The following is a 13,046-nucleotide window of genomic DNA, read 5'->3' on the forward strand; positions in this document are numbered from 1 at the left end:
CCCCTCAGGCCCGCGCGGTTAGACTGACCGGGGCCGGCCCCCGCCGGCGCACCGGCCCGCCGGCCACCCCCGGCCGGCCGGCCCCGACGACCCCGACGATTGAGAGAGCCTTGCGAGAGTTCACCGCACGCTTCGCCACCGCCCAGGAGATCGAGGCCTGGGACACCCAGGTCACGGCGAACCCGCACGGCGGCAACCTGCTGCAGTCGGCGTCCTTCGCGGACGTCAAGGCGGACCACGGCTGGCGGCCCCTGCACCTCGTGCACGAGCCCGCCGACGGCGGACAGGCGTCCTACAACCTCGTCCTCGAGAAGGCGGTGCCCGCCCTCGGCAAGCTCTGGTACATGATCAAGGGCCCGGACGTCGCCTCCGTCGACGACATCCCCGGGATCGCCGCGGCCAGTGCCCGGCTCGTGGCCGAGCAGCGGCTGAACGTCTTCGCGATCAAGATCGAGCCGGACGTCCTGGACTCCGACTACGCCCGCGGCGTGCTCGCGCGGGCCGGGCTGAAGAAGTCCTTCAACATCCAGCCCAACGACTCCACGGCGGTCCTCGACACCGACCGGGACGAGGAGGCCGTGCTGAAGTCGCTGCACTCCCGCGGGCGCAACGCCGTCCGGCGGGCCCTGCGCGAGGGCTGCACCGTCGAACGCGTCGAGCTGACCGAGCAGAACATGCGCCGGATGTACGCGCTCATGGACACCGTGGGGCAGGGGGACGCGAACGTGAACCTGCGCTCCTACGAGTACTACGCGAAGTTCTGGACGGCGTTCGAGCAGGCCGGCCAGGGGCGGCTGTACTTCACCTACGAGGACGGCGAGCCCTCGGTGGGCGCCTACGTCATCGCCTACGGCACCAAGGGCACCTACAAGGACGGCGGCTCGAAGCCCCGGCGCCGCCAGTACGGTGACTCCCACCTGCTGCAGTGGACCGCGATCACGGACCTCATGCGGGAGCACGGGATCGTCGAGTACGACTTCTGCGGCACCCCGCCGAGCGACCAGCTCAAGAACAAGGAGCACCCCTACTACGGTCTGGGTCTGTTCAAGACGAGCTTCACCAAGACCGTGGTCGACTTCGTGGGCGTCCACGACCAGGTCCTGAGCCCCGCCAAGTACGCGGTGTGGACCAATGTGGCCGAGAAGGTCCAGCGCCAGCTGTGGGTCCGCCGCACGGGCCAGCCCTTCTACTGATCCGACCCCGACCCCGACCGCCCGCCGGGCCCCCGCCCCCGCGCCCCGGAAGGAGGAACGCCGCGTGGTGACCGACCAGCGCGCCCCCCTGCGCCCGTTCGCCGCCTACCCCTCGTCGGACGGGGCCGAGGAGCCCGACCTCCACGTCGTCGAGCCCTTCGGCCCCGGCGGGGACACGACGCTCACGGGCGCCGCCCGCCCGGTCGCCCGGCACGGCGCGGGCCTGCCCACGGTGCGCCCCACCGAGGACCAGGCCCAGCACGCCCGGCGCCGCGCCGGGACCACCGTGCTCGACATCGTGCCCGACGCCCCGCAGGCGCTGCCCGTGCTCAGCACGAGCCTGATCCGCCGGCACGGGGACACCCCCGAGCCGGAGAAGCGCCGCGAGCTGCTCTCCGCCGCCGAGACCGTGCCCCTGCCGGCGTCGGCGCGCCGGCGGCGCCGCACCGGCACCGACACGGTCCCCGTCTCCCGCCCGGAGACGACGACGATCGGACCGCTCCCGGCTCCCGGCAAGAGCTCCGACCGGATGCAGCGGGGCGCCTACCCGTCCACCCGGGCGCAGGGGGCCCGGCCCGGCGGGCGCGCCCGGCTGCGCTCCATCCTGCAGGGGGAGGCCGCCCCGACCGCCCCCATGCGCGTGGTGGAACGGCTCAACGCCTCGCCCTTCGCCAATCTGCGCCGGTTCGGGGAGTCCACCAGCCGGCAGGCTCGGCGCACCCTGAACTTCGCGCTGCGGCTCGCGGAGACCATGTTCCACTACGGCGCGGACGCCCTCGACGTCGAGAACGCCATCATCGCCGTGTGCGCCACCTACGGGGTCGAGAACGTCGAGGTGGACATCACCAACCAGGCCGTGACGATCAACTACATCGCCGACGACCAGCCGGACGGCGGGGACACCCGGACCCGCGAGGACGTCTTCAACGACCCGGACACCAACAGCCACACGGTCATGCGGGTCGTGCGCTCCTGGACGGACAACTACGCGGGGCTGGCCGAGACGCACCAGCTGGTCGCGGACATCACGGGCGGTGAGATGCCCCGCGGGGAGGCGGAGCGGCGCCTGGAGGCGATCAACGCCAAGCCCAAGCCCTATCCGCGGTGGATGGTGCGGGCCGCCACGGCCGCCGCGGCGATGACCATCACCGTCGGCATCGGCGGGGGAGTGCTGGGTGCGCTCGTGGCCGGTCTGTCCTCGGTCGTCAACCAGGTCGTGGCGCACCGGCTGGGCGTCTGGCGGATCCCCGAGTTCTTCACCATGGCCGCCCAGTCGGGGATCCTCACCACGATGGCCCTGCTGATGTCCTGGGCCGGTGTCGACCTGTCCCCGGCACGGGTCATCGCGGGCGGGATCATCCTGCTCCTGCCCACCACCCGCATGGTCTCCACCATGCAGGACGCGATCAACGGGTTCCCCGTCACGGCGGCCGGGCGGCTGCTCTCCACGTCCATGGCGTTCCTCGGCATCGTGGCCGGCATCGCCGGCGGCATCTCCGTGGCCGGCTACGCCGGCATGCCCCGGGTCGACGTCTCGCAGAGCGCCTTCGACCCGGTGGGCCCGCTGACCAACTCCGTGTTCATGCTGATCGCCACCGGGCTCATCGCGGTCACGATGCAGGCCAAGCCCCGTCACGTGCTCTCGACCGTGGCCGCCGCCCTCGGCGGTCTCGTGGTCTACCACACCGGCATGGCCGCCGGCCTGGGCTCCCGCCTGGACACGGCGCTCGCGGCGATCACCAGCGGGTGCGTGGCGACCGTGCTGGCGGCCCGGCACCGGATTCCCCAGCTGGTCCTGGCGATCCCCGCGATGACCTTCCTGTTGCCCGGGCTGTCCATCTTCCGCGGCATGTACACCATCACCGTGGAGACGGACACCTACGGCCCCGGGATCGTGGGGCTCGTCAACGCGATGGCCTCCATCGTGGCCCTGGCCTCCGGAGTGGTGCTCGGCAAGTACCTCATGCGGCCCTTCGTGGGGCACCTCAACGGCACCAGTTCCCGGCGCAACCGGCGCCGCTGACACGCTGACCAGTGTCAGCACCGTAGGGCGCTGTGGGCCGGGCCGGCACCGTGGTGGGCTGTGGGCCGGGGTATCGCCGGGGTGGATCGTCGGTGCGGCTCAGAACGGAGGCGGGTCGTCGTCCTGCCGGACCCCGTGGGGGCGGACCTGGTGAGGCCGGGCGCCGGAGGGCACGGTCCTGCGGGGTGTCCACAGGACCGCAGCCGGTGACGGCTCGTCCGGTGCCTGCTCTGCCGGGGGGCCGCCGTCGACGGGCAGGTCGTCGGCGATCCGCAGCGGCGAGAGCACGGGGTGGTGGTGCTGCTGGGGGTAGGTCACGTGGACGCGTCCTGCCGGTGAGGTCCATTCCAGGACGCCCTCCGGGGACTCCCGGCGGCGGTGCCGGACCCGCCAGCGCCCGAGCGGGCCGTCCCGGTGCTTGAGGACGTGGTGGTGACGGCACAGATGGGCGAGGTTGTCCGCGGCGGTCGGCCTGCCCTCGACCCAGGCCACGGTGTGGTCGAGGTCGCAGCGCTCGGCACGGCGCCGGCATCCGGGGAACCGGCAGGTGCCGTCCCTCGCTCGCAGCCGGCGCTTGAGATCGGCCGGCACGGCGTACGTGGTGCGGTCGTGGTCCAGGACGGTGCCGGTGACCGGATGTGTCAGAACCCTCGACCAGGACCCGGCGCCGGCGGCGATCCGCTCGGCCACGCTCACCGGGATCGGCCCGTAGCCGGCCAGCTCCGCGCAGCCCGGGCTCCCAGCAGGCCCGCCGCGGCCGGTGGCTCCGCCGGCGCTGCATGATCGGCCGGGAAGCCCGTCTCCGTCGGGCGACCGGCCGGAGGATCCGCGGCCGGGAGTCTGTGCGCTGTGCTCCAGCAGCGAGAGCACGGGAACGGTGACCGTGACCTGCCCGCGGATCCCGCGCAGGTGCTCCGGCATGCAGGAGGGCTCGCCGTCCAGCAGCAGTGCGGCGAGCACGTCCGCGCGCAGCTGCCCTGCCGTGCGCGGCCCGTCCTCCCAGCAGCTCCGGTCGTCGTCCGGGCCCCGGCCCTCGGCGACGCCCTGGCCGCCACACGCGGACCCGGCCAAGTCCGACGACGGGCTGTGCGGATCCACACGGGCGGCGATGGACGCGAGACGGGCGTGGACCGCGTGGGCGGTGGCCGCGTCCAGGAGCGCGCACAGCCGCGCCATGCCGTCCTCCTCGGGTTCTATCCACACCCTGCGCCCCCGGCGGGCCAGCCGGTGACGGTCCTCCTGAGACCCGGCCAGCAGCCAGGCCCGCCGCCTCCGGGCCAGCGCCCGGAGCTGCGACGCGGTGGCCGTCGGGGCCTTCTCCAGCAGCTCGTCCACGACACGGGACACGGCCTCGCCGAGCGGCCGCTGCTCGGGCGGCCGACCGGTCACACCCACCAGGTCCCGCCACAGGTCCACGATCACCTCGGTCTGGCGCGGGGCGATCGCCCCGGACTCGAGGGCCTGCAGGACCCGGGGCAGGCTCTCGGCGAGCAGGACCGCGTTCTCCACACGGCGCACCGCCGTACCCGCCGGCAGCCGCAGCGCCGGGCCGATCTCGTCGGCCACGTCCAGCACCGTGCGCTTCTCCGGTTCCGGGACGTGCTGCCCACGACTGCGGGCTCGCTCGTTCGACCAGCGTGCCCGGGCCGCCCGTCGCCGATCGTGCGCCTGCTCCTGCAGCTGCCACATCCGGTGGATCACCCGCAGCTGCCGGCCCGCAGCCCGTGCCTCCGCCCGGGCGTCCTCGACCAGCTCCGTCACAGCACCGGCGTACTCACGGTCGGCAACGGCCGTGTCCTCCCCGAGGACCTCCTCCGGGCTCCGCGGCCGGCCGGCGGTAGTGGTCATGTCTCATGATCCCCACCGGATCCGACACCATAAGGACGGAGACGGAGACGGAGACGGAGACGGAGACGGAGACGGAGACGGAGACGGAGACGGAGACGGAGACGGAGACGGAGACGGAGACGGAGACGGAGACGGAGACGGAGACGGAGACGGAGCCCGTGGCCCGGGCCGGGGCCATGCCCTGGGGCGGGGAGGAGCGGCCGTGAGACGCGGAGGGACGGCCCGGCTTCCGGGCGCGTCCGAGAACCGGTGCCCGATCTCGGGACGAGCAGCTCAGCGCCGCGCAGTCCGAAGGATCACCGCTCGCGGGTCCGGCTCAGAGGATCTGGCCGACCGGCAGCTTCTTCTCCGCCTGGAACACGTCCTCGGTGCGGCCCCTCGCCCAGTAGCCGGACAGCGAGACCTGGTCCCGCTCCAGCCGACGGCGCGTGAACAGCTCCTCACGCAGGGCCTTCATGACCTCCCGCTCGCCGTGGGCGAAGACCTGGACCCCTTCCGGGTCGGTGGGCCACCCGGCCTCGCGCACGGCCCGCACCAGGGCAGGGTCCTCTCCGGGACCGCTGTCCGCCCGGAACACCCAGCGCACCGCCATCCCGGCCGGGGCGGACACCGGCTGGACGTCGGAGGGCGTGTCCACCTCCAGCAGCACCTCGCCCTGCGCGGAGGCCGGGAGGGTCTCCAGGACGGCGAGGGCGGCGGGGATCGCGGCGTCGTCGGCGGCGATCAGGGTCCACGCGGCGTCCGGCGCCGGCGTCCACCTGCCCCCGGGGCCGAGGGCGATGATGCGGTCCCCGGGCTCGGCGCGGGCCGCCCACGGGCCGGCGAAGCCGTCGTCGCCGTGCAGCACGAAGTCCATCCACAGCTCGTGCCGCTCCGGCACGTACCGGCGGATGGTGAGGTGGCGGGTGACGGGCTGCCGGTCGCCCGGCAGGGTCTCCTTGAGCTCCCAGTAGTCGGGGTTCCGGCCAGGCTCCGCCCCCGGCCGCAACGAGCCTGTGGTCTCGGCGTCAGGAGCGTCCGTGCCGGGGATCGAAGTCCCGGGGAGCGCGGTGCCGGCTTCGCCCGTGCCGGGCCGGAGGAAGACGAGCTTCACGTACTTCTCGGGCGGGACGATGTCCGCGTAGCGCTCGGGCTCGTCGATGCCCAGGACCACCCGGACCATCGACGGGGACAGCAGCTCGCGGGAGCGCACCGTCAGGTTCAGCTGCGGCTTGCGGGGTCTGGCGGGCCGGGCCCCGGGGGTCGTCGTCATGCCGCCCACCCTAACGGAGGCCTCCTGGTGTCACAGCCGCCAGTCGACGGGCTCCGCGCCCTGCTGCTCGAGGAGCTGGTTCGTGCGGGAGAACGGCCGGGACCCGAAGAAGCCCCGGGACGCGGACAGCGGGGACGGGTGCGCGGACTCGACCGTGGGGAAGCCGTCCAGCCACGCGGCAGTGCTCCGCGCGTCCCGGCCCCACAGGATGGCCACCAGCGGGGTCCCGCGGCCGGCGAGGGCCTTGATGGCGCGCTCCGTGACCGCTTCCCAGCCCTTGCCCCGGTGGGAGGCCGGGGCCCCCTCGCGCACGGTGAGGACCCTGTTCAGGAGCATCACGCCCTGCCGGGACCACGCGGAGAGGTCCCCGTGCTCCGGGGGGTCGACGCCGAGGTCGTCCCGCAGCTCCTTGTAGATGTTCTGCAGGGAGCGGGGCACGGGACGCACGTGGGGCTGCACGGAGAAGGACAGGCCCATGGCGTGGCCGGGAGTGGGGTAGGGGTCCTGCCCGACGACCAGCACCCTGACCTGCTCGAGCGGCTCCTGGAACGCCCGCAGGACCGCCGGGCCCTCCGGGAGCGTGCGGTGCCCGTCGGCGTGCTCCTCGCGCAGGAACTGCCCCATCCGCCGGATCTGCGGTTCCACCAGGGCCAGGGCCTCCGCCCAGTCGGGGGCCATGATCCTGTCCAGGGGCTGGGTCTCGCTCACGGTGCTCCTCGGTGCGGGTGCGGGGTCGATGCGGGTGCGAAAACGGGTGCGCCGTGCACCACTCTAGGCCGGTGCCGTGCCGTCCCCGGCGCGGGCGTGCTCCGTGGGGTCGGGACCGGCGTGCCGACGGCGCAGCGCGCGGCCCTCCTCGACGAGCTCCTGCTCCTTCGCCTGCATCCGCCGCACGCCCCGGAGGTCCCTCGGCGGCAGCCGCAGGTTCTCCTCGGCCTCGATCCCGGCCTGGAGCTGGCGTCCGCGCTCGATCTCGGCGTTGAGCTCGGCGCCCGCGAGCAGCACGATGTTCATGATCCAGATCCACAGCAGCAGGACGATCACTCCGCCGATGGCACCGTAGGTGGCGTTGTAGTCGTTGACGTTGGACACGTAGAAGCTGAACCCGGTGGTCGCAGCGCTCATGACCAGGATGGCGACCACCGAGCCGATGCTGAGCCACCGGAACCTCGGCTGCCGGATGTTCGGGGTGGCGTAGTAGAGCAGGGCGATCACGAAGACGAGCAGCAGCAGCAGGGCCGGGATCCGGGCGGCCTGCCAGAGCCGGAGCGCCGCCTCGCCGAGGCCGATCAGCCCGCCGAGCCGCTCGGCGACCGGCCCGGAGAGCAGCAGGAGCAGCATCATGCCCACCACCAGGACCACCAGGGACAGCGTCACCGCGATCATCAGGGGGTAGAGCTTCCAGACGGGGCGGCCCTCCTCGACCTCGTAGATCCGGTTCATGGACCGTCCGAAGGCCCGCACGTAGCCCGAGGCCGTCCACAGGGCGCCGACCAGACCGGTGACCAGTGCCAGGCCCGCGGACGGGAAGCCGGTGAGCTCGCCGATCGGGCCCTCGAGCACGGCCACGGCCCCCTCCGGGACCCCGAACTCGTCGAGCAGGCGCAGCAGGGTCCTGGTGGTCGCCTCGGCCTGACCGACGACGCCGAGCATCGACACCACCGTGAGCAGCCCCGGGAAGATGGACAGCACGGCGAAGAACGTCATCACCGCCGCCGAGTCCGTGCACTCGTCGCGGCGGAACTCGTGGACGGTCCGGCGCAGGATGTAGCCCCAGGAGGGTCTCGTGATCTGCGCCGGCGACGAGGGCTTCTCCGCGCTGTCCGGGTCCGCCGCGGGATCTCCCGCGGCGTGGGGGTCGGCTGCCATGGGGCTCCTCCGCGTGGTCGGCTGCGGGCCAGGATACCGGGGCCGCCACCGCCCCGGCCCGTTCCGTCCTGGTCGGGCGGGACCGGCGGCGGACTGGCTAGAGTGGGCGCATGAGCGCTTCCTCCACCGAGACCCGACCCCTCGCCGTCGTCACCGGGGCCACCGGAGGCATCGGCCGCGCGTGCGTGGTGGACCTCGCCCGCGACCACGACGTCCTGGCCCTGGGCCGCGACGCCGGCCGGCTGGCCGAGCTCTCCGGCCTCCCGCACGTCACCGTCCGCGCCGCCGACCTGACCGACGTCGCGGCCCTGCCGTCCGTGGTGGCCGGCCTGGACCGGGTCGACGTCCTGGTGCACTCGGCGGCCGTGGCCGGGCGCACCACGGTGGAGGCCGCCTCCGTGGCGGACTGGCGGGCGCAGCTCGAGCTCAACGTGGTGGTCCCCGCGGAGCTGACCCGGCTCCTGCTGCCGGCCCTGCGAGCGGCGCGGGGGAAGGTCGTGTTCCTCAACTCCGGCTCGGGGCTCAACGCCCGCGCCGGGGACGCCGTCTACGCCGCCTCGAAGTTCGCCCTGCGCGCGCTCGCCGACTCGCTCCGCCAGGAGGTCGAGGCCGACGGCGTCGTGGTCAGCTCGGTGCACCCCGGCCCGGTCGACACGCAGATGCAGCGGGACATCCAGGCGGGCCTGGGCCACGAGTACGTCCCGGAGCGCTACCTCCGGCCGGAGTCCGTGGCCGCGGCGGTGCGCGCCGTCGTGGACGCGGGCGAGGACGCGCAGCTGACCACCCTCTCCCTGCGGCCGCGGGCCGAGTCGCGGTGACCGGCGAGGACGCGGTGCCCGAGGTCGCCCGGCCCGACGACGACGACGCCCTCGGCGCGGAGCCGGTGTCGGCCGAGGAGGCTGCACCCGGCGCGGAGCCGGTGCCGGACGGGGAGGCCGCCCCCGGCGGGGAAGACCCCGGCGAGGGGACCGGCCTGGACGCCGTGGACCGCGAGATCCTCTCGCTCGAGAACCAGCAGTGGAAGTACCAGGGGGCCAAGGAGATGGAGATCCGCCGCCGCCTGAACCTCTCGCCCACCCACTACTACCAGCGGCTCAACGTCCTGATCGACACCCGCGCCGCCCTCGAGCACGACCCGATGCTCGTGGCCAGGCTGCGCCGGCAGCGAGGAGACCACGGATGACCCAGTACCCGCACGACGAGTTCGACGACGTCCCCGAGGACGGGCCCCGCCAGGGCGCCCACCGCGGTGTCCGGCCGACCGTCCGCGTGGGCGCCCGGGAGCTCACCGCCATCGTCCTGGCCGGGGTGCTGACCCTCGGCGTCGGGGTGTTCTCGTTCCTCAACGCCCCGGGCGAGGCCGCCCCGGCGCCGGGCGCCACGTCCACGGGGTCCTGAGCCGGCCCGGTCCTCGAGGCGTCCCCCATCGGCTCCGATCCCGGAGCCCGACCGCTCCGACGCCGTTCACCACGACGTCGTCCACCCCTGACGCCACCGGAAGGAACCACCGTGCAGATCGAAGGAAGCCGAGTCCGCGTCCGCGACTGGACCGAGGAGGACCTCGTCGACTACGAGGCGTGGATCATGCCGCCCGCCGGCGGCGGCGAGCACGAGTGGCAGCGCACGGACGGCCCGTTCTACCCGAACTTCACCGCCGAGGGCGCCCAGCGCTGGCTCGGCACCCTCCGGGAGCACGTGACGGCCGGGGACTGGCCGGACCCGCGCGAGACGATGGTGATCGCCGACGCCGCCGACGACCGGTTCATCGGGCAGGTGTCCTGGTACTGGTCGGAGAAGCCCACCGAGGACCCCGGTGACGGCACGCACCTGCTGCCGCTGCGCTCCCTGGGCATCACCGTGTACTCCCCGGAGCACTGGAGCGGCGGCTACGGCACCGAGGCGATGCGCCTGTGGATCGACTACCTCTTCGCCCACTCCGACTCCCACCGCCTCGACCTGGAGACGTGGAGCGGCAACGCGGGCATGTGCCGCGTGGCGGTGAAGCTGGGCTTCACCGAGGAGGCCAGGATCCGCCGGGCCCGCAGGGTCGGCGGCGAGTACTACGACCGGATGGTCTACGGCGTCCTGCGCGAGGAGTGGCAGGGCTGAGCGGAATCGGCTCAGGGGTTTGCACTCTCCGGGGACGAGTGCCAAGATTGCGATTAGCACTCAGTCGTGTGGACTGCTAATGGCTCGGTCCCCGGCCCGACCCGGGCAGCCACCGGCACAGGAGTGACACCTCAACCACCACGGTGAGGTGCCGCACGGCGTCGGGAAGAGTCCGCCGTCGTGCGCGCCGTCCGTCGCGGGCACCGTGGAGGTCGACCGTTTGTCTACCGTCCAGGAGGGACGAAGTCACATGGCAAAGATGATTGCTTTCGACGAAGAGGCACGCCGCGGACTCGAGCGGGGCCTGAACACCCTGGCCGACGCCGTCAAGGTCACCCTCGGCCCGCGCGGCCGCAATGTGGTCCTCGAGAAGGCCTGGGGCGCCCCCACGATCACCAACGACGGCGTGTCCATCGCCAAGGAGATCGAGCTCGACGAGCCGTTCGAGAAGATCGGCGCCGAGCTCGTCAAGGAGGTCGCCAAGAAGACCGACGACATCGCCGGCGACGGCACCACCACCGCCACCGTGCTCGCCCAGGCGCTCGTCAAGGAGGGCCTGCGCAACGTGGCCGCCGGCGCCGACCCGCTGAGCCTCAAGCGCGGCATCGAGAAGGCCGTCGCCGCGGTCACCGAGGAGCTGCTGGCCTCCGCCAAGGAGGTCGAGACCGAGGAGCAGATCGCCGCCACGGCGTCGATCTCCGCCGGCGACCCCGAGATCGGCCGCCTCATCGCCCAGGCGATGGAGAAGGTCGGCAAGGAGGGCGTGATCACGGTCGAGGAGTCCAACACCTTCGGGCTGGACCTCGAGCTGACCGAGGGCATGCGCTTCGACAAGGGCTACCTCTCGGGCTACTTCGTCACCGACGCCGACCGCCAGGAGGCCGTCCTCGAGGATCCCTACATCCTCGTGGTCAACTCCAAGATCTCCGCGGTCAAGGACCTGGTCCCCGTGCTCGAGAAGGTCATGCAGGCCGGCAAGCCCCTGCTGATCATCGCCGAGGACGTCGAGGGCGAGGCCCTGGCGCTGCTGGTGCTCAACAAGATGCGCGGCTCCATCAAGTCCGTGGCCGTCAAGGCCCCCGGCTTCGGCGACCGCCGCAAGGCGCAGCTGGCCGACATCGCCATCCTCACCGGTGGCCAGGTCATCACCGAGGAGGTCGGGCTCTCCCTCGAGACCGCCACCGTGGACCTGCTGGGCCAGGCCCGCAAGGTCGTCGTGACGAAGGACGAGACCACCATCGTCGACGGCGCCGGCACCGCCGAGGAGATCGAGGGCCGCGTGGCCCAGATCCGCGCCGAGATCAACAACTCGGACTCGGACTACGACCGCGAGAAGCTGCAGGAGCGCCTGGCCAAGCTGGCCGGCGGCGTGGCCGTCCTCAAGGCCGGTGCCGCCACCGAGGTCGAGCTCAAGGAGCGCAAGCACCGCATCGAGGACGCCGTGCGCAACGCAAAGGCCGCCGTGGAGGAGGGCATCGTCGCCGGCGGCGGCGTGGCCCTGATCCAGGCCGGCCAGAAGGCGTTCGACAAGCTGCAGCTCACCGGCGACGAGGCCACCGGCGCGAACATCGTGAAGGTCGCCATCGACGCCCCGCTGAAGCAGATCGCGATCAACTCCGGCCTCGAGGCCGGCGTGGTCGTGGACAAGGTCCGCGGTCTGGCCCAGGGCCACGGCCTCAACGCCGCCACCGGCGAGTACGAGGACCTGATGGCCGCCGGCATCAACGACCCGGTCAAGGTGACCCGGTCCGCGCTGCAGAACGCGGCGTCCATCGCCGGGCTGTTCCTCACCACCGAGGCCGTCGTCGCCGACAAGCCGGAGCCCGCGGGCGCCGGCGCCGGTGCCGACGACGGCATGGGCGGCATGGGCGGCATGATGTGATCGACGGCTGATCCGTCGAGCGTGCCCAGCACGCATCCGGCACGGGCCGGGCACCTCGCGGAGGTGCCCGGCCCCTCGTCGTCCCGCACGTGGTGCCGCGGGGCCGGAAGTGGTGTTCAATCGTGAGCACCAGCTGCCGGAGGAGGAGCCGTGGACGTCGTCGTGTGGGACGCGGTCCCCGTCCAGGTCGCGCTCGTGCTGATCGCCTTCGGGTTCACCTCGCTGGTGGGCCTCGAACGGCGGCTGCGGCGCAAGAGCGCCGGGCTGCGCACGCACGCCCTGGTCGGCACCGGGTCGGCGGTGTTCACCCTCGTGTCCGCCTACGGCTTCGGTGTCCTGCCCGGCATCGACGCCGGTCCCGACCCCTCCCGCGTGGCGGCCCAGATCATCACGGGCATCGGCTTCCTGGGCGCGGGCGTGATCTTCACGAACCGGGACGTGGTGCACGGCCTGACGACGGCCGCGAGCATCTGGCTCTCCGCGGCCATCGGGATGGCCTGCGGGGCCGGGCTCGTGCCGCTCGCCGTCGTCGCCACGGGCCTGCACTTCGTCTCCGCGATCGTGCTGACCCCGCTCTCCCGCCGCCTGCCCGGGATGGTGGCCCCGCAGGGACTCCGGCTGCGCTACGAGGACGGGCACGGCGTGCTGAGGGAGGTCCTGACGGTGGTCGACGAGCTGCAGCTGAGCGCGTCCGTGGTCTCGAGCCGGACGGTCGAGGGGTCCGAGGGCACCGAGGTGGAGCTGCTCCTGCGGCTCGAGGGCAAGACGGACCTGCGCACGGCGGCCGTGCAGCTCTCGAGGGTCGCCGGGGTGCGCGACGTCGCCCAGCAGCAGCTCGAGCAGGAGCCCGGCGACTGAGCCGTAGGCGCA

At 73.0% G+C, this 13,046-nt stretch carries 13 protein-coding genes; 9 read left to right on the forward strand and 4 right to left on the reverse strand.

Annotated elements, in window-relative coordinates; all coding sequences use genetic code 11:
• Nucleotides 1-110: 110 nt before the first annotated feature.
• Both E7Z53_RS13795 and E7Z53_RS13800 read left to right on the forward strand, forming a co-directional pair.
• Nucleotides 111-1,193, forward strand: a complete 1,083-nt coding sequence (locus E7Z53_RS13795; RefSeq protein ID WP_017832760.1) for a lipid II:glycine glycyltransferase FemX — start codon at nucleotides 111-113, stop codon at nucleotides 1,191-1,193.
• A 64-nt stretch (nucleotides 1,194-1,257) separates the two neighbouring features.
• Entirely contained in the window at nucleotides 1,258-3,216 is a 1,959-nt protein-coding gene (locus E7Z53_RS13800) for a threonine/serine ThrE exporter family protein (RefSeq protein ID WP_109243237.1), read from the forward strand.
• Nucleotides 3,217-3,315: 99 nt separating this feature from the next.
• Here E7Z53_RS13800 and E7Z53_RS13805 read toward each other — a convergent pair whose 3' ends face one another.
• Complete coding sequence (locus E7Z53_RS13805) at nucleotides 3,316-5,064, reverse strand: HNH endonuclease signature motif containing protein (RefSeq protein WP_176337992.1); 1,749 nt, start codon at nucleotides 5,062-5,064, stop codon at nucleotides 3,316-3,318.
• 5 nt (nucleotides 5,065-5,069) lie between these two features.
• On the opposite strand from E7Z53_RS13805, the gene E7Z53_RS13810 reads away from it, so the two are divergent.
• Nucleotides 5,070-5,270 (forward strand): hypothetical protein, encoded by a 201-nt coding sequence (locus tag E7Z53_RS13810; protein WP_176337993.1) that lies wholly within the window; start codon nucleotides 5,070-5,072, stop codon nucleotides 5,268-5,270.
• Nucleotides 5,271-5,380: 110 nt separating this feature from the next.
• On the opposite strand, the gene E7Z53_RS13815 is transcribed toward E7Z53_RS13810, so the two are convergent.
• The 3 genes from E7Z53_RS13815 to E7Z53_RS13825 form a co-directional block, all read right to left on the reverse strand.
• A complete protein-coding gene (locus tag E7Z53_RS13815; RefSeq protein WP_035927159.1) occupies nucleotides 5,381-6,316 on the reverse strand; it encodes a siderophore-interacting protein in 936 nt (311 codons plus the stop codon).
• A gap of 30 nt (nucleotides 6,317-6,346) precedes the next feature.
• The gene (locus tag E7Z53_RS13820; protein WP_176337994.1) at nucleotides 6,347-7,024 is read right to left on the reverse strand and encodes a uracil-DNA glycosylase; all 678 of its coding nucleotides are present in this window, start codon (nucleotides 7,022-7,024) and stop codon (nucleotides 6,347-6,349) included.
• 63 nt (nucleotides 7,025-7,087) lie between these two features.
• A complete protein-coding gene (locus E7Z53_RS13825; protein WP_109268840.1) occupies nucleotides 7,088-8,185 on the reverse strand; it encodes a YihY/virulence factor BrkB family protein in 1,098 nt (365 codons plus the stop codon).
• Between the two features lie 110 nt (nucleotides 8,186-8,295).
• Between E7Z53_RS13825 and E7Z53_RS13830 the strand changes: the two genes are divergently transcribed.
• The 6 genes from E7Z53_RS13830 (at nucleotide 8,296) to E7Z53_RS13855 (ending at nucleotide 13,034) form a co-directional block, all read left to right on the forward strand.
• On the forward strand, nucleotides 8,296-9,003 hold the full coding sequence (locus tag E7Z53_RS13830) for an SDR family oxidoreductase (RefSeq protein WP_017832753.1): 708 nt from the start codon (nucleotides 8,296-8,298) through the stop codon (nucleotides 9,001-9,003).
• 14 nt (nucleotides 9,004-9,017) lie between these two features.
• Nucleotides 9,018-9,368 carry a DUF3263 domain-containing protein gene (locus E7Z53_RS20820; RefSeq protein WP_369597989.1) on the forward strand — a complete coding sequence of 117 codons (351 nt, stop codon included), beginning with the start codon at nucleotides 9,018-9,020 and terminating at the stop codon, nucleotides 9,366-9,368.
• Complete coding sequence (locus tag E7Z53_RS13840; RefSeq protein WP_017832751.1) at nucleotides 9,365-9,583, forward strand: hypothetical protein; 219 nt, start codon at nucleotides 9,365-9,367, stop codon at nucleotides 9,581-9,583. The genes E7Z53_RS20820 and E7Z53_RS13840 overlap by 4 nt, the downstream gene beginning before the upstream one ends.
• 111 nt (nucleotides 9,584-9,694) lie before the next feature.
• A complete protein-coding gene (locus tag E7Z53_RS13845) occupies nucleotides 9,695-10,294 on the forward strand; it encodes a GNAT family N-acetyltransferase (protein WP_095650833.1) in 600 nt (199 codons plus the stop codon).
• Between the two features lie 250 nt (nucleotides 10,295-10,544).
• The gene (gene groL, locus E7Z53_RS13850) at nucleotides 10,545-12,176 is read left to right on the forward strand and encodes a chaperonin GroEL (protein WP_035926880.1); all 1,632 of its coding nucleotides are present in this window, start codon (nucleotides 10,545-10,547) and stop codon (nucleotides 12,174-12,176) included.
• Between the two features lie 150 nt (nucleotides 12,177-12,326).
• The gene (locus E7Z53_RS13855) at nucleotides 12,327-13,034 is read left to right on the forward strand and encodes an MgtC/SapB family protein (RefSeq protein ID WP_369597990.1); all 708 of its coding nucleotides are present in this window, start codon (nucleotides 12,327-12,329) and stop codon (nucleotides 13,032-13,034) included.
• Nucleotides 13,035-13,046 lie beyond the last annotated feature (12 nt).

Origin of the sequence: Kocuria salina, from assembly GCF_013368965.1 — a bacterium.
Lineage (GTDB): Bacteria > Actinomycetota > Actinomycetes > Actinomycetales > Micrococcaceae > Kocuria > Kocuria rosea.